Source organism: Pseudomonas sp. SM4 (assembly GCF_051913165.1).
Classification (GTDB): domain Bacteria; phylum Pseudomonadota; class Gammaproteobacteria; order Pseudomonadales; family Pseudomonadaceae; genus Aquipseudomonas.
On sequence record NZ_JBODOE010000004.1, the window covers coordinates 1 to 20,600 of the forward strand.

The 20,600-nt window shown below is 59.9% G+C and carries 17 protein-coding genes; 4 read left to right on the forward strand and 13 right to left on the reverse strand.

The genetic code is table 11. From position 1 onward, the window contains the following. Positions 1–121 precede the first annotated feature (121 nt). Complete coding sequence (locus ACQ4MY_RS08360; protein WP_440094776.1) at positions 122–1,282, reverse strand: AAA family ATPase; 1,161 nt, start codon at positions 1,280–1,282, stop codon at positions 122–124. A 200-nt stretch (positions 1,283–1,482) separates the two neighbouring features. Between ACQ4MY_RS08360 and ACQ4MY_RS08365 the strand changes: the two genes are divergently transcribed. The 3 genes from ACQ4MY_RS08365 to ACQ4MY_RS08375 are packed head-to-tail and all read left to right on the forward strand — an operon-like array spanning position 1,483 to position 6,697. Then, positions 1,483–2,586 (forward strand): efflux RND transporter periplasmic adaptor subunit, encoded by a 1,104-nt coding sequence (locus ACQ4MY_RS08365; RefSeq protein ID WP_008083590.1) that lies wholly within the window; start codon positions 1,483–1,485, stop codon positions 2,584–2,586. After that, entirely contained in the window at positions 2,583–3,647 is a 1,065-nt protein-coding gene (locus ACQ4MY_RS08370) for an efflux RND transporter periplasmic adaptor subunit (RefSeq protein ID WP_008083593.1), read from the forward strand. The genes ACQ4MY_RS08365 and ACQ4MY_RS08370 overlap by 4 nt, the downstream gene beginning before the upstream one ends. Next, positions 3,644–6,697, forward strand: coding sequence for an efflux RND transporter permease subunit (locus ACQ4MY_RS08375; RefSeq protein ID WP_440094777.1), 3,054 nt, complete (start codon positions 3,644–3,646; stop codon positions 6,695–6,697). Before ACQ4MY_RS08370 ends, ACQ4MY_RS08375 begins: the two co-directional genes overlap by 4 nt. A gap of 84 nt (positions 6,698–6,781) precedes the next feature. Here ACQ4MY_RS08375 and ACQ4MY_RS08380 read toward each other — a convergent pair whose 3' ends face one another. The 12 genes from ACQ4MY_RS08380 to ACQ4MY_RS08435 form a co-directional block, all read right to left on the reverse strand. Beyond that, positions 6,782–7,411 (reverse strand): class I SAM-dependent methyltransferase, encoded by a 630-nt coding sequence (locus tag ACQ4MY_RS08380; protein WP_440094778.1) that lies wholly within the window; start codon positions 7,409–7,411, stop codon positions 6,782–6,784. A gap of 128 nt (positions 7,412–7,539) precedes the next feature. After that, positions 7,540–8,184 (reverse strand): methionine ABC transporter permease, encoded by a 645-nt coding sequence (locus ACQ4MY_RS08385; RefSeq protein WP_008083598.1) that lies wholly within the window; start codon positions 8,182–8,184, stop codon positions 7,540–7,542. Continuing rightward, the gene (locus ACQ4MY_RS08390; protein WP_440094779.1) at positions 8,174–9,295 is read right to left on the reverse strand and encodes a methionine ABC transporter ATP-binding protein; all 1,122 of its coding nucleotides are present in this window, start codon (positions 9,293–9,295) and stop codon (positions 8,174–8,176) included. The genes ACQ4MY_RS08385 and ACQ4MY_RS08390 overlap by 11 nt, the downstream gene beginning before the upstream one ends. 2 nt (positions 9,296–9,297) lie before the next feature. Continuing rightward, on the reverse strand, positions 9,298–10,107 hold the full coding sequence (locus tag ACQ4MY_RS08395) for a MetQ/NlpA family ABC transporter substrate-binding protein (RefSeq protein WP_440094780.1): 810 nt from the start codon (positions 10,105–10,107) through the stop codon (positions 9,298–9,300). A 124-nt stretch (positions 10,108–10,231) separates the two neighbouring features. Beyond that, a complete protein-coding gene (locus ACQ4MY_RS08400; protein ID WP_440094781.1) occupies positions 10,232–11,590 on the reverse strand; it encodes an LLM class flavin-dependent oxidoreductase in 1,359 nt (452 codons plus the stop codon). Further along, entirely contained in the window at positions 11,590–12,783 is a 1,194-nt protein-coding gene (locus tag ACQ4MY_RS08405; protein WP_440094782.1) for an SfnB family sulfur acquisition oxidoreductase, read from the reverse strand. The genes ACQ4MY_RS08400 and ACQ4MY_RS08405 overlap by 1 nt, the downstream gene beginning before the upstream one ends. A gap of 25 nt (positions 12,784–12,808) precedes the next feature. After that, on the reverse strand, positions 12,809–14,050 hold the full coding sequence (locus tag ACQ4MY_RS08410) for an SfnB family sulfur acquisition oxidoreductase (RefSeq protein WP_440094783.1): 1,242 nt from the start codon (positions 14,048–14,050) through the stop codon (positions 12,809–12,811). 394 nt (positions 14,051–14,444) lie between these two features. Then, entirely contained in the window at positions 14,445–15,209 is a 765-nt protein-coding gene (locus ACQ4MY_RS08415) for a hypothetical protein (RefSeq protein ID WP_440094784.1), read from the reverse strand. 469 nt (positions 15,210–15,678) lie between these two features. After that, positions 15,679–16,428 carry an L-cystine ABC transporter ATP-binding protein TcyN gene (tcyN, locus tag ACQ4MY_RS08420; RefSeq protein WP_008083612.1) on the reverse strand — a complete coding sequence of 250 codons (750 nt, stop codon included), beginning with the start codon at positions 16,426–16,428 and terminating at the stop codon, positions 15,679–15,681. Between the two features lie 2 nt (positions 16,429–16,430). Next, a complete protein-coding gene (gene tcyL / locus ACQ4MY_RS08425) occupies positions 16,431–17,147 on the reverse strand; it encodes a cystine ABC transporter permease (protein WP_008083614.1) in 717 nt (238 codons plus the stop codon). Then, on the reverse strand, positions 17,147–17,947 hold the full coding sequence (gene tcyJ, locus ACQ4MY_RS08430; RefSeq protein ID WP_008083615.1) for a cystine ABC transporter substrate-binding protein: 801 nt from the start codon (positions 17,945–17,947) through the stop codon (positions 17,147–17,149). The genes tcyL and tcyJ overlap by 1 nt, the downstream gene beginning before the upstream one ends. 309 nt (positions 17,948–18,256) lie before the next feature. Next, complete coding sequence (locus tag ACQ4MY_RS08435) at positions 18,257–19,249, reverse strand: D-cysteine desulfhydrase (RefSeq protein ID WP_440094785.1); 993 nt, start codon at positions 19,247–19,249, stop codon at positions 18,257–18,259. A 190-nt stretch (positions 19,250–19,439) separates the two neighbouring features. On the opposite strand from ACQ4MY_RS08435, the gene epsC reads away from it, so the two are divergent. Beyond that, complete coding sequence (gene epsC / locus ACQ4MY_RS08440) at positions 19,440–20,366, forward strand: serine O-acetyltransferase EpsC (protein WP_016983653.1); 927 nt, start codon at positions 19,440–19,442, stop codon at positions 20,364–20,366. Positions 20,367–20,600: the final 234 nt, after the last annotated feature.

Here is a 20,600-nt window from a genome sequence, read left to right on the forward strand (position 1 = left end):
TCGCTGTCGTTGGCTTCTATAAGAATGCCACCGTGGCGCACAGACGCCTCGGCTTGGGCGAGTCCATACAATTACATAGGAACGCATTCCAAAGCAGGCTGCGATCTTTTTGGCTGTTCAATCAATCCGGCCAATGCCACGCCGGCTCATCCAGCACCCGCTGCCCAACCATGTCGGTCTGGCCCAGGGTTTTCTCCAGCACGATGCAGTTGCACTCGGGATCTTCCTGCAACGCCGATATCAACCGCCGTGCATGCGACACTACCCACACCTGACACTGCTCCGAGGCACGGATAATCAATCGCGCCAGTGCCGGCAGCAGATCCGGGTGCAGACTGGTTTCCGGTTCGTTCAACACCATCAGCGATGGCGGTCGTGGCGTCAGCAATGCCGCGACCAACAGCAAATAGCGCAACGTCCCGTCCGACAACTCCGCCGCCGACAATGGCCGCAACAATCCTTCCTGATAAAACTCGATGGCAAAGCGTCCTCCCGCCAACGGCTCGATCCGCAGCCGTGCGCCGGGGAACGCGTCGCCGATGGCGCTCTGCAAAGCCTCGGGATCGCCGATCTCGATGATGGTCTGCAATGCCGCTGCCAGATCGCGGCCATCGTGATGCAGCACCGGCGTGCGCGTACCCAGTTGCGGTTGGCGCACCGGTGCGTCGGCATCGCTGCGAAAGTGATCATAAAAGCGCCAGCGGCGGATGAATTCGCGCATCTGGAACACCTCCGGCGAGCTGCGCAGGCTGCCGACCTGGTCGAACAGGCTGTCGAAGTTCGGCGTGTGCTGCGCCAGCACGTCCCAGCTGCGGTCTTCACGGGCCCGGATCATCGGGCCATTGCGATCCACCAGCAGGCTGGCCGGGCGATACACAGGCCCGGCCCAGATGCATTCGCGTTTGATTTCCGGGTCGAGGGAAAAAAACGAGCGGCTCGGTTCGGGCAAACCCAGGGCGATCGAGTAACTGAAGTCCTCGCCGGCAAAGCCCAGGCGCAGGCGCTTCACGCCTTGACGCACGGTCGGCTCGATCGCCACTTCACCGTTGCGCATGCGCCGGCTGAGGGTTTGCGGCCCGGCCCAGAACGTCGAATCCAGGCCACCCTCACGGGCCAGCGCATTGACCACACCGCCCTGCGCGGTTTCCGCCAACAGGCGCAACGCCCGGTACAGGTTGGACTTGCCGCTGCCGTTGGGGCCGGTGATCAGGTTCAACCGGCCGAGCGCAATCACCAATTTATTGATCGAGCGGTAATTGGCCACCGCCAGAGTCTTGAGCATGAATATCCTTCTCCTGGACGCCCATTGTAGGAGCTGCCGCAGGCTGCGATCTTCTGATCTTTGCAAACAACATCATAAAGATTGCAGCCTGCGGCAGCTCCTACAGGGAAATGTTGTGATCGCGCAGGCGAAGGCGGAACCCTGTTCTAAGCTCACAGTCGTATCGTCACTTGCACGTTCGTACACAGGAAGGAGTCTGCATGGTGAGTCCCGGATTGAAAACAGCGGTCATGCTGAGTCTGTTCACCCTGCTGACCGCCTGCGGCGAGAAAAAAGCCCCTGAGGAATACTTGCCGAGGGTCTTCGTACAGGAAGTCAAACCTACGGATTACGCGGCTTCGGTGACCTTGACCGGTGATGTGCAGGCACGCGTGCAAACTGAATTGTCCTTCCGTGTCGGCGGCAAGATCATCCAGCGCATGGTCGACGTCGGCGACCGGGTCACGGCCAAACAGGTACTCGCCAAGCTCGACCCCAAGGACTTGCAGACCAACGTCGATTCCGCTCAAGCCCAAGTGGTCGCCGAACAGGCGCGGGTGAAGCAGAGCGCAGCGGCGTTCGTCCGTCAGCAAAAACTTTTGCCCAAGGGCTACACCAGCCAGAGCGAATACGATTCCGCGCAAGCCGCCTTGCGCAGCAGCCAGAGCGCCTTGAGCGCGGCGCAGGCGCAACTGGCCAATGCCAAGGATCAACTCAGCTACACCGCGCTGATCGCCGATGCGCCGGGCGTGATCACCGAGCGCCAGGCCGAAGTTGGCCAAGTGGTGCAGGCCACCGCGCCGATTTTCAGTCTGGCCCGCGATGGCGACCGCGACGCGGTGTTCAACGTCTATGAGTCGCTGCTTGCCGAGCGTCCCACGGATAACAAGATCACCGTCAGCCTGCTCGACAATCCCGAGATCAAAACGACTGGCACCGTGCGTGAAGTCACCCCGGCGGTATCCGCGCAATCGGGCACCGTGCAAGTCAAAGTCACCCTCGACAAACTGCCGCCGGGCATGCAGCTCGGTTCGGTGGTCAGCGCCACCGCCAAGGGCACCGGCAAATCAGCCGTCGAGTTGCCGTGGTCGGCACTGACCAAAAACATCAGCGACCCCGCAGTGTGGATGGTCGACGACAACGGCGAAGCGCAATTGCACACGGTCACGGTCGGCCGCTACCTGACCGGCAAAGTCATCATCAGCGAAGGCCTCAAGGGCGGCGAGAAAGTCATCGTCGCCGGCGGGCAATTGTTGCACCCGGGGATGAAAGTCGAGATCGCCGAAAACACCTACAAGGATCTGCAACCGGGAGCCCAGCCATGAAGCGTCTTTGGCTATTGCCCATGGCGGTGTTGCTGGCGGCTTGCTCGAAGAAAGAACCGCCGCCCGAGCCGGTTCGCCCGGTGTTGTCGGTGACGGTCGAAGCGTTGAGCGAAGAAAGCCTCGGGCGCTTTGCCGGCAGCATTCAGGCCCGATACGAAAGCAACACCGGATTCCGCGTCGGTGGCCGTATCGCCAGCCGTAATGTCGATGTCGGTGCCGAGGTCGAGAAGGGCACGTTGCTCGCCACCCTCGACCCGTCGGATCAGCAGAACCAGTTGCGCTCGGCTCAGGGCGACCTGGCGAAAATCCAGGCGCAATTGATCAACGCTCAGGCAAACGCTCGTCGCCAGCAAGCGCTGTTCGATCGCGGTGTTGGCGCGCAGGCGCAACTGGACGTCGCCAATACCGATCTGAAAACCACTCAGGCTTCACTTGATCAGGCTCGCGCTGCGGTCAATCAGAGCAAGGATCAACTCGGCTACACCGAACTGCGTTCCGACCATAAAGCCGTGGTCACTGCATGGAATGCCGAAGCCGGGCAGGTGGTCACCGCCGGCCAGCAAGTGGTGACGCTGGCGCAACCGGACATCAAGGAGGCGGTGATCGATCTGCCCGACACCCTGGTCGATCAGATCCCCAGCGACGTGGTGTTTTCGGTGGCGGCGCAACTTGATCCGAGCATCAACACCACCGCCGTCATTCGCGAGATCGAACCGCAGGCCCAGAGCGCCACGCGCACCCGTCGCGCGCGGCTGACCCTGGCGGATACGCCGGACGGTTTCCGTCTCGGCACGGCGATCAGCGTGACCCTCAGTTCGGCGATCAAACCGCGTATCGAATTGCCCGCCACGGCGCTGCAGGAGGTCGACGGCAAGCCGCGCATCTGGGTGATCGACACACAAAACAAAACCGTCAGCCCTCGCGACGTCAGCGTCATCAGCCGCACCGACAGCACCGTGGTGCTGGCCGGCGGGGTGAAGAACGGCGAGCGTGTGGTCAGCGCCGGCGTCAACAGTCTCAAACCCGGACAATCCGTGAAACTTGACGAGGACAGTCAATGAAAGGCTCTTTCAACCTCTCCGAATGGGCCCTCAAGCATCAGTCTTTCGTCTGGTATCTGATGTTCGTCGGATTGCTCATGGGAGTGTTCTCGTACTTCAACCTCGGACGCGAAGAAGACCCCTCGTTCACCATCAAGACCATGGTCATCCAGACCAAATGGCCGGGCGCGACCCAGGAAGAAACCCTCAAGCAGGTCACCGATCGCATCGAGAAAAAACTCGAAGAACTCGACTCCCTCGACTACGTGAAAAGCTACACGCGCCCCGGCGAATCGACGGTGTACGTGTACCTGCGCGACACCACCAGCGCCAAGGACATTCCGGAAATCTGGTACCAGGTGCGCAAGAAGATTGACGACATTCGCGGGCAGTTTCCTCAGGGTATTCAGGGGCCGGGGTTCAACGACGAGTTCGGCGATGTCTTCGGTTCCGTGTATGCGTTTACCGCCGACGGACTGACCATGCGCCAGCTGCGCGACTATGTGGAGCAGGCGCGAGCCGAGATCCGCAACGTGCCGGGGCTGGGCAAGATCGAAATGGTCGGCCAGCAGGACGAAGTGATCTACCTGAACTTCTCCACGCGCAAACTCGCCGCGCTGGGCATCGATCAGCGTCAGGTGGTGCAGAGCCTGCAATCGCAGAACGCCGTGACCCCGGCCGGGGTGATCGAGGCCGGTCCCGAGCGGATTTCCGTGCGCACCTCGGGGCAGTTCGCCTCGGAAAAGGACCTCGCCGAGGTCAATCTCAAGCTCAATGATCGTTTTTATCGTCTGGCCGACATTGCTGAGATCAGTCGTGGTTACGTCGACCCGGCAACACCGGAGTTTCGCTTCGACGGCAAGCCGGCGATCGGCCTGGCCATTGCCATGCAGAAGGGCGGCAACGTGCAGGCGTTCGGTAAAGCGTTGCACGAACGCATCGACCAACTCACTGCCGATTTACCGGTCGGTGTTGGCGTGCACACCGTTTCCGATCAGGCCGTGGTGGTCGAAGAAGCCGTTGGCGGCTTCACCAGCGCGCTGTTCGAAGCAGTAATCATCGTACTGGTGGTGAGCTTTATCAGCCTCGGCGTGCGCGCCGGACTGGTGGTGGCGTGCTCGATCCCGTTGGTGCTGGCCATGGTATTTGTGTACATGGAATACAGCGGCATCACCATGCAGCGGATTTCCCTCGGCGCGTTGATCATCGCCCTCGGCCTGCTGGTGGACGACGCGATGATCACCGTGGAGATGATGGTCACGCGCCTGGAAATGGGCGAGACCAAAGAGCAGGCGGCAACGTTCGCCTACACCTCGACGGCGTTCCCGATGCTCACCGGTACGCTGGTGACCGTCGCCGGTTTTGTGCCGATCGGCCTCAACGCCAGCTCGGCCGGCGAGTACACCTACACGCTGTTTGCGGTGATCGCTGTGGCGATGCTCGTGTCGTGGGTGGTGGCGGTGTTCTTTGCGCCGGTGATTGGTGTGCACATCCTCAGTGCCAACGTGAAACCCCATTCCGCCGAGCCGGGGCGTGTCGGGCGTGCGTTCAATGGCGGTTTGCTGTGGGCCATGCGCAACCGCTGGTGGGCAATCGGCTTTACCGTGCTGCTGTTTGCGCTGTCGATTTTCTGCATGCGTTTTGTACAGAATCAGTTCTTTCCATCTTCCGACCGCCCGGAAATCCTGGTCGACCTGAACCTGCCACAAAACGCCTCGATCGATGAGACCCGCAAGGCTGTCGACAAGCTTGAAGAAACCCTCAAGGGTGACCCGGACATCGTGCGCTGGAGCACTTACATCGGTCAGGGCGCGATCCGTTTCTACCTGCCCCTCGACCAGCAATTGCAAAACCCTTACTACGCGCAACTGGTCATCGTCAGTAAGGACTTCGAAGCCCGAGAGGCCTTGAGCCAACGCCTGCGCGAGCGCCTGCACAAGGAGTTTGTCGGCATCGGCAGTTACGTTCAGGCGCTGGAAATGGGCCCACCGGTGGGGCGTCCGATCCAGTACCGGGTCAGCGGCAAGGACATCGATCAAGTGCGCAAGCACGCCATCGACCTCGCCACCGAACTGGACAAGAACTCGCACATCGGCGAGATCATTTACGACTGGAACGAGCCGGGCAAAGTCCTGCGCATCGATATTGCACAGGACAAGGCGCGCCAGCTCGGGTTGTCGTCCGAAGACGTCGCCAACCTGATGAACAGCATCGTCAGTGGCTCGCCGTTGACTCAGGTCGATGACGACATCTACCTGATCAATGTGGTCGGGCGCGCGGTGGATTCCGAACGCGGTACACCGGAAACCCTGCAGAATCTGCAGATCGTCACGCCGAGCGGCACGTCGATTCCGCTATTGGCATTCGCCACCGTGCGCTATGAACTGGAGCAGCCGCTGGTGTGGCGTCGCGACCGGTTGCCGACCATCACCATCAAGGCCTCGGTGCGTGACGAAATCCAGCCGACCGACCTGGTGAAAGTCCTCAAGCCGTCGATTGACGCCTTCGCCGCCAAGCTGCCGGTCGGTTACAAAGTCGCCACCGGCGGTACGGTCGAGGAAAGCGGCAAGGCCCAGGGGCCGATTGCCAAGGTGCTGCCGTTGATGCTGTTTCTGATGGCGACCTTCCTGATGATCCAGTTGCACAGCGTGCAGAAGATGTTCCTCGTCGCGAGTGTCGCGCCGCTAGGGCTGATCGGCGTGGTGCTGGCGCTGGTGCCGACGGGCACGCCGATGGGCTTCGTGGCGATTCTGGGGATTCTGGCGCTGATCGGCATCATCATCCGTAACTCGGTGATTCTGGTGACGCAGATCGATGAGTACGAGAAGAAGGGTTATGAACCGTGGGACGCGGTGGTGGAAGCCACCGAGCACCGCCGCCGGCCGATTCTGCTGACCGCTGCGGCGGCGAGCATGGGCATGATCCCGATTGCCCGGGAAGTGTTCTGGGGGCCGATGGCCTACGCGATGATTGGCGGGATCGTGATTGCGACGTTACTGACGCTGCTGTTCCTGCCGGCGCTGTATGTGGCCTGGTACAAAATTCGCGAACCGAAAAAAGACGCGGCCTGAGGCAAAAGCAAAAGATCGCAGCCTGCGGCAGTTCCTACATATCACCCCATGTAGGAGCTGCCGCAGGCTGCGATCTTTTGCTCTTCAACCCACACGCCGCCAGACACTGGCCAACCAAGGCTGCTGCTCGCGCGGCAGCCCCGCCGGCCGGAAGTAATGCTCCAGCTCGACAAACCCCGCCGCCGTCAACAACCCGCGCCACGCCTCCAGATCGTGATACGAGCCATACCGTGGCCCGTTCCAGCCCTCACGGTTGTCCCCACGCGGATTCGAACTGAACAACACCCCACCCGTCTTCAACGCGCCATGCAATTGCTTGAGCACCCTCGGCAATTCCTGCAACGGCACATGAAACAGCACCGCATTGGCAAAAATCCCGTCAAAGCGTTCAGCCGGCAGATCCAGCTTAAGAAAATCCTGCTGCAACACCTCACAGCCACTGTCCTCGCGCGCCATCCGCGCAAATTCCTGCGAACCGTCCAGCCCGACCGCAACGTGACCCATGCGCGTGAACGTCTGCAAATCCCGGCCCGGGCCGCAACCGAAATCCAGGATCGTGAACGGCGCCGTGCCCTGAATATGTCGCAACAATGCATCGATGTTCTGGCTGACATCGTGATCGCGGGTGCCTTCACGGAAGTCTGCGGCCACCGAGTTGTAATGGCCGAGGGTGGTGGCGGTGATCTGCTCGAGGTCGGTGGGGGTTTGCTTCATGGTCGGCTGCACGTTCAGGTAGAGATGTGCCGACTATAAGCGAAAAGATCGCAGCCTGCGGCAGCTCCTACATTGGAATGTGTTGCCTATGTAGGAGCTGCCGCAGGCTGCGATCTTTTGATCTTGCCTCAGCGCTTGTTCAACCCCCGCGCCAAGCGATCCCCACCCAACTGAATCAGCGCCACCAACGCCACCAGCAACACGATCACCGTCAACATGATCTGGCTGTCAAAGCGCTGATAGCCGTAGCGGTAAGCGATATCCCCCAACCCGCCAGCCCCGATCGCCCCGGCCATCGCCGAAGAGTTGATCATCGTCACCAGCGTGATGGTGAACCCGCCCACAATCCCCGGCAGCGCCTCAGGCAACAGCACATGCCAGACAATGTGCCAACGCCGGCACCCCATCGCCTGCGCCGCCTCGATCAAACCATGATCGACCTCACGCAGACTCACTTCGGCAATCCGCGCAAAGAACGGCGTCGCCGCGATCGTCAGCGGCACCACGGCCGCCCAGACGCCATACGTTGTCCCGACAATCAACCGGGTAAACGGAATCAGCGCGACCATCAGAATCAGAAACGGGATCGAGCGAAACAGGTTCACGAACGCGCCCAGCGCGCGGTTCAACACCGGCGCTTCGTAGATCCCGCCCTTGTCGCTGGTGACCAGAATCACCGCCATCGGAATGCCCACCAGCAGGGCGATCAGCGACGACACACCGACCATCAGAAACGTGTCGATAAACCCCTGCCACAAGCGATCAAGCCACATAACCCAATACCTCCACTCGTTGCGCCCATGGCGTGGCACGCTCGCGCAATTGCTCGGCGCTTAACGCTGAGCCGCTGACGGCTAACAGCAGTTGTCCCAGCGCGTGCCCCTGAATCCGTTCGACGCCGCCCTGCAGCAACTTCACCCGGCCGCCGAGAGCGGTGAACAGCGCGGCCAGATCCGGTTCGTCGCTGGCGCTGCCGGTGAACTGCAAACGCAGCACCACGGCTGCGTCGGAGGAGGGCGGCTGCGGGTGCAAACGGCTCTGCAATTCTTCCGGCAAGGCGTGCTGCAACGGCGCGAGCAAGGTCTGGCTGACCTCGTGCTGCGGATTGCCGAACACTTCCCACACCGGGCCTTGCTCGACGACGCGGCCATGCTCAAGCACGACGACGCGGTCACAGATTTCGCGGATCACCGCCATTTCGTGAGTGATCAGCACGATGGTCAGGCCCAGGCGTTGGTTGATCTCGCGCAGCAGGCTGAGGATCGACTGGGTGGTCTCCGGGTCGAGCGCCGAAGTGGCCTCGTCGCAGAGCAAGATATCCGGGTCATGCACCAATGCGCGGGCGATGCCGACGCGCTGTTTCTGCCCACCGGAAAGCTGCGCCGGATAGGCTTTGTGCTTTTCTTGCAGGCCGACCAGTTCGAGCAATTCGCGAACTTTTTTCTCGCGCTGCTCTTTCGGCACGCCCGCGACTTTCAGCGGCAGTTCGACGTTCTGCCAAACGGTCTTGGCCGACATCAGATTGAAGTGCTGGAAGATCATGCCGATGCGTCGACGCAGCGCCACGAGGCGGTCTTCATCGAACTCGCCGATGTCGATCTGATCAATCAGCACCCGCCCCGAAGTCGGTTGTTCCAGGCGATTGATCGTGCGGATCAGCGACGACTTGCCGGCGCCACTGCGGCCGATGATGCCGAACACTTCACCGCGCGAAATCGCCAGATCAATGCCTTGCAACGCGGCGACCGGGCCTTGTCGACCGTTGTAGGTTTTGCCCAGCCCGATGAAGCGCACATGAGCGCGATTCAGTTCTGGATGCAGTTCGGTTTTTTCAGCATTGTGTGGCTCTGGAATATCCAGTCGCCGTTGGATCGCGGCCGTCATGCTCAGCTTTCCCAACCGGCTTGATACAGCTTGCCGTGGGCCTTATCCAGCGCTGCACGAACGGCCGGCGAATGCTGGTAGATATCGACGAATTTGATCAGGCGCGGGTCGGTTTTGCTCTTCGGCTGGATGACGAACTGGATCACGTATTCCTTGTGGTCGAGGCCGTCGAAGAGCAGCGCGGAACCGGCGTCGAAGGTCTTCGCCAAGCGAATGTAGGCCGGATAACCCTGGACCAGATCGGCGTCGTCATAGGCACGTACCAGTTGCACGGCTTCGACTTGCAGAATCTTGATTTTCTTCGGGTTGGCGATGATGTCGTCTTCGGTGGCCTTGTAGCCGACGCCCGGTTTCAGCGTGATCAAACCGGCCTTGGCCAGCAATTGCAGACCACGGCCGCTGTTGATCGGGTCGTTGGCGATGGCGACGCTGGCGCCTTCTGGCAGCTCATCAAAGCTTTTGTATTTTTTCGAGTAGAGGCCGACGTTATTGATGATCCCCGGCGCGAACGGCACCAGGTCGAAACCTGACGCAGCCTTGGCGTTTTCGAGGAACGGGATGTGCTGAAAGTAGTTCACATCGATGTCGCCGGCGGCGAGGCTGACGTTCGGTGCAATCCAGTCGGTGAACTCCACCAGCTCGACTTTCAAGCCTTGTTTGGAGGCCTCTTCGACGGCGGCTTCCAGGGGGATGGCGAAGGCGGCGGTGGTGCCGATTTTCAGCGGCGCGTCGGCGGCGAAAATCGCCGAGCTGAACAGGCCGAGGGCCAGGGCCAGTGCTTTGACTGGGTGGGACAGGGTTTTCTTGGTCATGATGGTTTTCCAGTCAGTGCATGAATTTTTGGTGTCTGTTGCGGCTTCATCGCTGGCAAGCCAGCTCCCACAGGTTTTGTGAACGCCACAGAACCTTGTGGGAGCTGGCTTGCCAGCGATGCTCTTAGCGTCGGTACGAAGATCCGGTGTGTTGCTCAGGTAGCTGCGCCTCCCCGTGAAACAGCTTCTCGCGCAAGCTGCCGCTGTCATACGCGGTCTTATACGAGCCACGTCGCTGCAGCTCCGGAATCACCAGCTCAATGAAATCGACATAGCTTTCCGGCGTGACAATTCGCGTCAGGTTGAAACCATCGAGACCGGTTTCGGTGATCCACGACTCCAGCTCATCCGCCACTTGCTCAGGCGAACCGACCACGGTGATGTAGCGGCCACCGAGGGCGTGCTGGTCGAGCAACTTGCGCCGGGTCCAGTCGTTGTTCTGCAGATTTTTCGTCGCCGATTGAATGGCGTTGCTCTTCACGTACTGGATCGGTTCGTCGATTTCGTACTGAGAAAAGTCGATGCCGGTCGACGCGGAAAAATGCGCCACACCGGACTCGGCACTGGCGTAACTCAGGTACTCGGCGTGCTTGGCCCACGCCGCTTCTTCAGTCGCGCCGACGATGACGTTGAGGCCCATGAACACCTTGATGTCCTCAGGATTGCGCCCCGCTTCAACCGCGCTGGCGCGCACCTTGTCGACCTGAACCTTGGTCGACGGTTTGTTCTGGCCGCTGATGAACACGCACTCGGCATGACGCCCGGCGAAGAGCAAACCGCGATCGGAACTGCCGGCCTGAAACAGCACCGGCGTGCGCTGCGGCGACGGCTCGCAGAGGTGATAACCCTCGACCTGATAGAACTCGCCCTTGTGCTCGACTTTGTGCACTTTCTCCGGCTGCGCGTAGATCCGCTGTTCGCGATCGTTGAGCACCGCGCCGTTTTCCCAGCTGCCTTCCCAGAGTTTGTAGAGCACTTCCAGGTACTCATCGGCCTGATCGTAACGACGGTCATGCTCGACTTGTTCGCTGAGGCCCATGGCTTTCGCGGCGCTGTCCAGATAACCGGTGACGATGTTCCAGCCCACGCGTCCGCGACTCAGATGATCGAGCGTCGACATGCGCCGGGCGAACAGATACGGCGGCTCGTAGGTGAGGTTGGCGGTGAGGCCGAAGCCGAGGTTTTTGGTCACGGCGGCCATGGCTGAAACCAGCAGCAGCGGGTCGTTGACCGGCAACTGGATCGACTCTTTCAGCGGCACATCGACCGAGTTCTGATAGACGTCGTACACGCCGACGATGTCGGCGATGAACAACCCGTCGAACAACCCGCGCTCCAGCAATTGCGCCAGTTCAGTCCAATATTCAATGGTGTTGTAGCGCGTTGAGGTGTCGCGCGGATGCGTCCACAAACCGTGATTGATATGGCCAATGCAGTTCATGTTGAACGCGTTGAGCAGGATCTTCTTTTTCGCCGCGCTCATCAGATCGTCCCTCGCAGCGGAGGGTTTTCATCGTTGAGGTAATAATTGCCCACCGCGTGATATTTCCAGCGCACCGGATCGTGCAAGGTGTGCACGCGGGCGTTGCGCCAGTGACGGTCGAGACCGTGCTCGATCAGTGTGGCTTGGCTGCCGGCCAGTTCGAATAATGTGCTGCCGGCGGCTAGGGAAGTTTCAGTGCTGATCGCGCGGGTTTCGGCGACGGCAATCGATGCCGCAGCGACAGTTTCGGCATTGCTCTCGGCTTGTGCAGCGTCGAGAAATTCGCCAGCGCGTTCGAGTAAGGCTTCGGTGGCGTGCAGACGAATGCTCAATTGGCCGAAGCTTTTCAGTGTCAGAGGATCTTCTGTGGCTTTGTCGTTGCCGGAGTCGATCCATGGCCGGGTTTTGCTGCGCACAAAATGCAGGGCGTCTTCGTAAGCAGCGCGGGCGATGCCGGTGTCGATGGCGGCGTGAAGGATCTGCGCCAACGGGCCAACCGTGGTCGGGCGTTCGAACGCGCTTTGGAATGGCAACACGTCTTCAGCCGCAACGTAGACGTCTTCGAACACCACCGAACCGCTGCCGGTGGTGCGCTGGCCGAAGCCGCTCCAATCGTCGATCACGGTCAGGCCTTGGCTGTCGCGCGGGACGAAGGCCAGTTGCTGCACGCCGTTTTCATCAACAACCGAGGTCGGAATGCGCTGCGCGTAAATCGCGCCGGTCGCATAGAACTTGCGACCGTTGATGCGATAACCGTCGCCGTCGCGCTTGAGGCTGGTGACGCGGTCGTGAGCGGTTTTGGTGCCCAGTTCCGCCAGCGCATTACCGAAGCGCTGGCCGGCGAGTACTTCGGCGTACAGCCGTTGTTTTTGCGCGTGGCTGCCGTTCACGCGCAGCACTTCCAGCGCATAAAAATGGTTCTGTGGAATCTGCCCGAGCGAACCATCAGCCTGAGCGATCAGGGCGATGACTTTGGCCAGGGTGACGTTGGACACGCCAGCGCCGCCGTATTCCTTCGGCACGCTGATGCCCCATAGGCCCGAGCGGGAAAACACGTCGAGTTCCGGCAGTGGCAGGCGTCGTTCGCGGTCGCGCACGGCGCTGTCGCGTTTGAAATCTTCGGCCAGGTCGCTGGCGACAATCAGGGCTTGCTCATCGCTGGTGATGACCGCGACGTGATGGGAAAGAGTCATGCTTTTTTCTCCAGATGTCTGGTCGTCAGATCCAGGAATGGCGAGCCGGCAAAGTACCGTTGAGGCGATAGGCGCCGACCGCGTGATATTTCCAGCGCACCGGGTCGTGCAGCGTGTGCACGCGGGCGTTGCGCCAGTGACGGTCGAGGTTGAATTCGGCGAGGGTCGCGCGGCTGCCGGCCAGTTCGAACAGTTTTTCGCTGGCGAGTAAGGAAATCTCGGTGGTCAGCACTTTCGCTTCGGCCACGGCAATCGAAGCGCGCGCGGCGGATTCGGCGGTGAGCGGCGCTGCGTGCACCTGATCAAGGACTTTGCCGGCCGTGCGCAGCAGCGCTTCGGCGGCGTGCAGTTCGATTTTCAGTTTGCCGATGTCGGCGATCACGTAGAGGTCATCGCTGGCCCGCTCGACCTTGGCATCGATCCATGGCCGGGCGCGAGTTTTGACGAACTCGATGGCGTCATCGATGGCGCCACGGGCGATGCCGGCGTCGATCGCTGCCTGAATCAGCTGCGACACCGCGCCTTGGGTGTTCGGGATTTCGTTGATCTTCCAGTTGTCGACGACCAGGCTCGATTCGACCCGAACGTTGTTCAGCAAAATCGTGCCGCTGGCGGTGGTGCGCTGGCCGAAACCCGACCAGTCATCGACGATGCGCAAACCCGGGGTGCCGCGACGGACGAAGGCCAGCACTTGCTTGCCGTCATCGTTGAGCGCTTTGACTGCGACCCAGTGCGCGAACAGTGCGCCAGTGGAGTAAAACTTCTGGCCATTGATCACGTAATCATCGCCGTCAGCGGTGATCCGCGCTTTCAATTCCAGAGTGTTTTTGGTGCCGCGTTCCGGGCCGGCATTGCCGATGCGCCAGCCTTCCAGAACGCTCTGGAACAGCTGCTTTTTCTGCTCTTCGGTGGCGCTGCCGAGCACCAGATTGATGATGCCGAACTGGTTCTGCGGGATCTGCCCCAGCGCCGGGTCGGCGGCGGAAATGATCGCGAACACTTCGGCCAGCGTCACGAACGAAACCTGCGGGCCGCCGTATTCACGCGGGATGGCGATGCTGCCTAAACCACTGCGGGTGAACTGCTCGATTTCCGACCACGGCAGCTTGCGCTGACGGTCGCGTTTGGCGGCCTGCAGGCGGGCGACTTGCGCCAGTTCATGTGCAGCCTTGATGGCTTGGGCGTCGTTGCGCAAAACCTGCGCGGGCAACAATAACGGGGCGATGTCCAGATCCGACTGGACGTTTGCGTCTGCCAGACTGGACATCAGTGCCGCTCCTTGGCTGCACGCAATGCCCTGGCGATCTGCACTGGGGTGATTGTGTTCCGGACCATACTACCTACCTCACATCTCATGAAAAACGCCGCAAAAGTGCGACGAACGAAAGAATGTCCGGTGGTCCGGTTCATATACCCTAAGCGTGTATAAATATTAAATAAACTAACTTTTAGGAATATGCATAGAAGGGGTGATGGTCGGGTTGGTTAACAATATTTGTAAGCGCCAATGCGATCCCTGTGGCGAGGGGATTTATCCCCGTTGGGCTGCGAAGCGGCCCCAAAATCAGACAACGCGGTGCATCAAATACACCGCGTGTTATGGGTTTACGACTGCTTCGCAGCCGAGCGGGGATAAATCCCCTCGCCACAGGGGAGTGAAGTCAATATTTGCGGGATTCGGCGGCCTTGAACTCCGGCCTCAGCGGCACTTTCAGATAAGGATTCGCGCATCCAATCTTCAATGCCCGTGGCGGCGCCCAGCGTGAGTTATTGCCGACCCGATCAATCACGCAATAGGTCACGTCCAGCCGCAGGTCTTCGCCCGCTTCGACAATCACCGCTGGCGGCACCCAGACCTGAATCGGCAAGCCGACATCTGTTGCCGTCAGCGGCGCCAGATCCATGCGCACATCGCCCCAGCGCAAGGTGATGGCGTCGTCTTCGGCCATGTTCAGGTATGGCTCGATGGTCAGCGGTACGCCGCGTTTGATCTGGTTCGGATTCACGCCCTGACGGCGAATGGTCTCGGGCAAAGTCACAGGTGCCAGTTGTTGGTTTTCGTCTTCGCACAGCGCCGAGGGCTGCCCGCCGGGGCAGTCGAGTTTGATCTGTACGCGCGTCGCTGCCGAGAGTGCCGGACCGTGGCCGACCTGCATCACTCGATAGTGAACGCGTGCCGAGCCGCTGATGACGAAGCTTTCCGGGACGCGCAGGCTCACCGCCAGGTCGACGTCCTCGGCGGTCAATACTTGCGAGGCGACGTAGCAGTTGTTCCAGAACAGCTCGATCAGATCCCCCGTGTCCATACCGGGATAGGGCGGCACATCGACCAGCAGGTGCGCCGCCGCTGCCAGGTTGATGCCGGTTTGTTGTGCGGGCGCCAGGGTCGGCGCTGCCAGCTCGAGGGTATGCGAAGTGCGAGTCATCGGTTTCTCTCCTTGAAGCGTTGCAACGAAGTCCGTTTCTGAAAAAACAAAAGGCGTGAATTAACAGGCAATAAAACAATGCGTTTTGCTGTTATCAAAAGACTGTTGAGTTAATTAAGTGCGCCGGTTGGCGACTAGATAAGAAGAAGCGGAGAGGGGAGTCAATAGAGGGAGTTAGTTAATCCGGGAATTACAGTTTAATCAGAAGCTTCCTACAGTGATGAGGCAGTCTGCCTAGGTGTGCTGGCGAAACAGGCTACAGTTTTAGCGATTTTTTATCACGTGCAATGCACAGCCATTTGCACACCGTTCGATAGTGCGTCACTAAATTAAAGTGAGTTATATCTGTTGCAGAACATATGTATGTGCCGCGCGTTATTGGCTGGGATGGTGTTTGTGAGGGGCGGGGACTTTATAAATCGCCTAACTTCCATCCGTGGAAGTTGGTGGCGGGTACAGATAAAAGTTCTCAGGCGTGATTCAGGAACTTGCTGAGAAACTGTTGTGTACGCTCTTCTTTCGGGTTGGCAAACAACGCTTTGGCCTCACCTTGTTCGACGATCACGCCTTTGTCGAAAAACACCACACGGTTGGCCACGTCGCGGGCAAAACCCATTTCGTGAGTGACGATGACCATGGTGCGTTTTTCTTCGGCGAGACCACGAATGGTCGCCAGCACTTCGCCGACCAATTCCGGGTCGAGGGCCGAAGTCGGCTCGTCAAACAGGATCACTTCCGGTTCCATCGCCAACGCCCGGGCAATCGCCACACGCTGTTGCTGACCGCCGGAGAGACGACGCGGATAGGCGTCTTCTTTGCCCGCCAGCCCGACCTTGGCCATCAGCGCTTTACCCAGGGCAATGGCTTTTTCGCGCGCCATCTTCTTGACCACGATCGGGCCTTCGATGACGTTCTCAAGCGCGGTGCGATGGGGGAACAGGTTGAAGTTCTGGAACACGAAACCGACGTGTTGGCGCAGGTTGCGTACCAGCGCTTGCTGCTGGTTCAACGGGCGACTGGTATCGATCTCGATATCGCCGACCTTGATCCGGCCGCTGGTGGGTTGTTCAAGGAAATTCAGGCAGCGCAGGAACGTCGTTTTCCCCGAACCGCTGGGGCCGATGATCGCGACGACTTCGCCTTCCTTGACTTCCAGGTCGATGCCGTTGAGCACGACCTGACCCTTGAATTGCTTGGTCAGTTTTTCCACGACAATCATCGTCAGGACTCCTGGTCGTGCCGATTGACCCGCTCTTCCAACTTGTTCTGGAAGTGCGAAAGCACCGTGGCCAGAATCCAGTAGATCAGCGCGGCGGCAAGATACATGGTGAAGACTTCGAAAGTCCGGGCGGTAATCAACTGGGCCTGACGGAACAGCTCCGGCACCTGAATGGTGGCGGCGAGTGCCGTGTCCTTGACCAGCGAAATGAAGCTGTTGCCCAACGGCGGCAACGCCGTGCGCATCGCTTGCGGCAGGATGGCCCGGCGCAGGGTTTGCGCACGGGTCATGCCGATGCTCGCAGCGGCTTCCCACTGGCCACGTTCGATCGAACCGATCGCAGCGCGCAGAATTTCACAGGCATAAGCAGCCATGTTCAGCGAGAAGCCGATCAGCGCTGCTGGTAACGGATCCAGTTCGATTCCCAGTTGCGGGAAGCCGTAATAGATCACGAACAACTGCACCAGCAACGGCGTCCCGCGAAAGAACGACACGTAGACGCGCGCCAGCCAGCTCACTGATTTGAAGCGCGACAGGCGCATCAACGCCAGGCCGAAGCCCAGCAGCAAGCCGAAGAACATCCCGCCGAGGCTGAGGACTACCGTGTAGTACGCGCCCTTGAGCAGAAAGGGCGCGGAGTCCAGCAACAGCGCCGATGTTTCGGCGAGTTGCTGGCTCAACTGCGGGAAGTGCGCTTCGAATTGAAATCCAACTTCCATTATTTAGTGACGTCTGCGTTGAAGTACTTCTCGGACAGCTTCTTCAACGTGCCGTCTGCACGCAGTTCGTCGATGGCCTTGTTCACGGCAGCCAGCAGTTCCGGCTCACCTTTACGCAGGGCAACACCGGCTTCTTGACGGGAGAAGGCTTCACCGGCGGCTACGGTTTTCGGGGCTTTCTTGGCGTATTCCAGCGCGGCCAGACGGTCGATCAGGATGGCGTCGGTGCGACCGTTGTTGAGGTCGGCGAACTTGGTCGGATCATCATCGTAGGTGCGCACGTCAGCGCCTGGCACGTTGGCGCGGACCCATTGTTCGTAGTTGGTGCCCAGGCCGACACCGACTTTCTTGCCGGACAGGTCATTGGCGGTCTTGATGTTCAGTGCGGACTCTTTGCTCTTCAGCACCAGTGCCTGAATCCCGGAAACGGTGTACGGCTCGGAGAAGTCATACTTCTTTTTGCGCTCGTCGGAGATGGTCACCTGGTTGACTACGACGTCCAGACGCTTGGATTCCAGCGCGGCGAGAATGCCGTCCCACTTGGTCGGCTGAATCTTGGCTTTGACGCCGAGTTTTTGCGCGATTGCTTCGGAGAGCTCGACTTCGAAACCGGACAGTTTGCCGTCGGCATCGACGAAGCTGAATGGAGGGTAAGTGCCTTCCAGGCCGACGTTGATAACGCCTTTGTCCTTGATCTGTTGCAGCTGCTCACCGGCGACTGCCTGGCCGATCAGGCCGGCGCTCAGCGCCAGGCCCAGTGAACCCACCAGCAGATTGCGACGTAGTGCGGAAAAATTCATGACGAGCCCCTGTGTTTTCTTATGGAAGACGCTAAAGGAAAGTTGGCGAATGGGTGATTCGTGCGCCTGCGTTATCGTGCCCTAAAGCAGCTTATGCGTCTTGCGCGAAATTCGCCTGCGGCGAGACTATAAGATGTCTGCGTTAGACTTGAAAATACTTAATATTTAATTTGTTAGATCTTATTTGAATATTGATCGTACCCACGCTCTGCGTGGGAATGCCTCTGGGGACGCTCCGCGTTCCAGCTCTAAAAGGGACGCGGAGCGTCCCAGGCTGCATTCCCACGCAGAGCGTGGGGAACGATCTCGTTACAGAAACTCCGTGTAGGCAAACAACGCCGGCGCGCCACCGGTGTGCAAAAAGATGATCGGCCCTTCATCAAAACGCTGACGACCAATCCCATCCAGCAACCCCGCCATCGCCTTGCCGGTATAAACCGGATCAAGCAACACCGCCTCCTGACTCGCCAGCAACTTCACCGCTGCCAACGTCCCGGCATTCGGCTCGCCATAACGCGGACCAAAATATTCGTCCCACAACTCGACCTTGAAACTGGTCGGCAGTTCGACGCCGAGCAGCTCCGCGGTGCGTTCCGCCAGGCCCTGCACCTTCGGCCGTTGATCTTCTTCACTGCGCGAAACCGTCACGCCGATCACCGGCAATTGCGGCAGCACTTCGCTCAACGCCAGGGCCAGACCGCTGTGCGTCCCGGCACTGCCCGAGGCCAACACCACGGCGGCGAAATTCAGGCCGGTGTCTTTGATCTGCTCGGCCAGTTCCAGGCCTGCGCGCACATAACCCAGCGCACCGAGCGCATTTGAGCCGCCAATTGGCACCAGATACGGTTTCTTGCCATTGCTGCGCAAACGCACGGCGAGGGCGGCCAGTTGTTCATCAGCGTTGTCGAGGTTGTCGACCAGCTCGACCTTGGTGTCGAACAGATCCAGCAGCAGGCGGTTGCCGTTGCCGGTGTAGTTGCTGTCGTCGGTGCCCAGCGGATTTTCCAGCAACGCCACACAACCGAGCCCGAGTTTGGCGGCCAGCGCAGCCGTTTGGCGAACGTGGTTCGATTGCAGCGCGCCGGCGGTGATCAGCGTATCGGCGCCTTGTGCCAAGGCATCGGCGGCGAGGTATTCGAGTTTGCGCAACTTGTTGCCACCCATCGCCAGCGGCGTCAGGTCATCGCGTTTGATGTACACCTCGCGGCCTAGCCATGTGGACAGGCGTTCGAGTTTTTCCAGCGGCGTCGGATGGCCGAGCAGGTCGAGACGGTTAAAGCGTTCCAGCTGATTCTTGATCATGAGTCCGTACTGGCGGAGAAAGATGAAAGGACTATAGGCACGCGCTTTTGCAGGGGCAACCGCGAATCGCTTATAGCCAAATGAACTGAGCCCAGCACTATCGGTTCTTAATTCGCCCTCATGAGCATGCCGTAAAGTAGTCGCCGTTGACGCGGCCAGACAGTCCGGCCGCCCGTGAGGAGTCTTTACCGTGAGCGAGCGTTCCAGCCATTGGCAATTGCAGACCATCGTCAGTCAACTGCGCAGCGCGCGGGATCAGTGGCGGGCACAGAACGGCCGGGCGTCCGGCGAGCAGGGTGGTCGCGAGTTGCCGTCGCGGGCGGCGATGGCGGAGATTCTTGAAGCGCTGTGTGGTGCGCTATTCCCGATGCGGTTGGGCCCGGTGGATCTGCGTGAAGAAAGTGAAGATTTCTACGTCGGCCACACCCTCGATGTCGCCCTGAATGCCTTGTTGGCACAAACCCGTCTGGAGCTGCGCTACGTCGCCCGCCACAGCGCGCAGGCCGACACTGAGGTCGAGGCCCGCGCGATTCAAATCGTCCAGGATTTTGCCCTGGCCTTGCCGGGCTTGCGCACGCTGCTCGATACCGATGTGCTCGCGGCCTACCACGGTGATCCGGCGGCGCGCAGCGTTGATGAGGTGTTGCTGTGCTATCCGGGGATTCTGGCGGTGATTCACCATCGTCTGGCGCACCATTTGTATCGCGCCGGGCTGCCGTTGCTGGCACGGATCAGTGCGGAAATCGCCCATTCGGCGACCGGGATTGATATTCACCCGGGGGCGCAGATCGGCCGTAGCTTCTTTATCGATCACGGTACCGGTGTGGTGATTGGTGAAACCGCGATCATTGGCGAGCGCGTGCGGATTTATCAGGCGGTGACGTTGGGTGCCAAACGCTTCCCGGCAGATGAAGACGGTCAGTTGCAGAAGGGCCATCCGCGTCATCCGATCGTGGAAGATGATGTGGTGATTTACGCCGGGGCGACGATTCTCGGACGCATCACCATCGGTAAGGGTTCGACCATTGGCGGCAACGTGTGGCTGACGCGCAGCGTGCCGGCCGGATGCAATCTGACCCAGGCCAACCTGCAGCACGATGACGGCACGCAAAAGTAAGATCCCATGTAGGAGCTGCCGCAGGCTGCGATCTTTTGATCTACAAAAACCACAGCAAAAGATCGCAGCCTTCGGCAGCTCCTACAGGTATGGGCATAAGGCCATGTTGCTGTTGAACGAATTCCTCCAAACCCGCGTCATACACCTCCTTGGGCTACTGTAGGAAAACTACCGCCCAGCCCTGCGATTAGTCCTTACCACCCTATCCATGTTTAACTTGAACGTTCATTCAAG

Bases quoted from the DNA above. Each gene is read 5' to 3' on its own strand.
- ACQ4MY_RS08360 (WP_440094776.1), bottom strand. From the start codon at position 1,282: ATGCTCAAGACTCTGGCGGTGGCCAATTACCGCTCGATCAATAAATTG.
- ACQ4MY_RS08365 (WP_008083590.1), top strand. From the start codon at position 1,483: ATGGTGAGTCCCGGATTGAAAACAGCGGTCATGCTGAGTCTGTTCACC.
- ACQ4MY_RS08370 (WP_008083593.1), top strand. From the start codon at position 2,583: ATGAAGCGTCTTTGGCTATTGCCCATGGCGGTGTTGCTGGCGGCTTGC.
- ACQ4MY_RS08375 (WP_440094777.1), top strand. From the start codon at position 3,644: ATGAAAGGCTCTTTCAACCTCTCCGAATGGGCCCTCAAGCATCAGTCT.
- ACQ4MY_RS08380 (WP_440094778.1), bottom strand. From the start codon at position 7,411: ATGAAGCAAACCCCCACCGACCTCGAGCAGATCACCGCCACCACCCTC.
- ACQ4MY_RS08385 (WP_008083598.1), bottom strand. From the start codon at position 8,184: ATGTGGCTTGATCGCTTGTGGCAGGGGTTTATCGACACGTTTCTGATG.
- ACQ4MY_RS08390 (WP_440094779.1), bottom strand. From the start codon at position 9,295: ATGACGGCCGCGATCCAACGGCGACTGGATATTCCAGAGCCACACAAT.
- ACQ4MY_RS08395 (WP_440094780.1), bottom strand. From the start codon at position 10,107: ATGACCAAGAAAACCCTGTCCCACCCAGTCAAAGCACTGGCCCTGGCC.
- ACQ4MY_RS08400 (WP_440094781.1), bottom strand. From the start codon at position 11,590: ATGAGCGCGGCGAAAAAGAAGATCCTGCTCAACGCGTTCAACATGAAC.
- ACQ4MY_RS08405 (WP_440094782.1), bottom strand. From the start codon at position 12,783: ATGACTCTTTCCCATCACGTCGCGGTCATCACCAGCGATGAGCAAGCC.
- ACQ4MY_RS08410 (WP_440094783.1), bottom strand. From the start codon at position 14,050: ATGTCCAGTCTGGCAGACGCAAACGTCCAGTCGGATCTGGACATCGCC.
- ACQ4MY_RS08415 (WP_440094784.1), bottom strand. From the start codon at position 15,209: ATGACTCGCACTTCGCATACCCTCGAGCTGGCAGCGCCGACCCTGGCG.
- tcyN (WP_008083612.1), bottom strand. From the start codon at position 16,428: ATGATTGTCGTGGAAAAACTGACCAAGCAATTCAAGGGTCAGGTCGTG.
- tcyL (WP_008083614.1), bottom strand. From the start codon at position 17,147: ATGGAAGTTGGATTTCAATTCGAAGCGCACTTCCCGCAGTTGAGCCAG.
- tcyJ (WP_008083615.1), bottom strand. From the start codon at position 17,947: ATGAATTTTTCCGCACTACGTCGCAATCTGCTGGTGGGTTCACTGGGC.
- ACQ4MY_RS08435 (WP_440094785.1), bottom strand. From the start codon at position 19,249: ATGATCAAGAATCAGCTGGAACGCTTTAACCGTCTCGACCTGCTCGGC.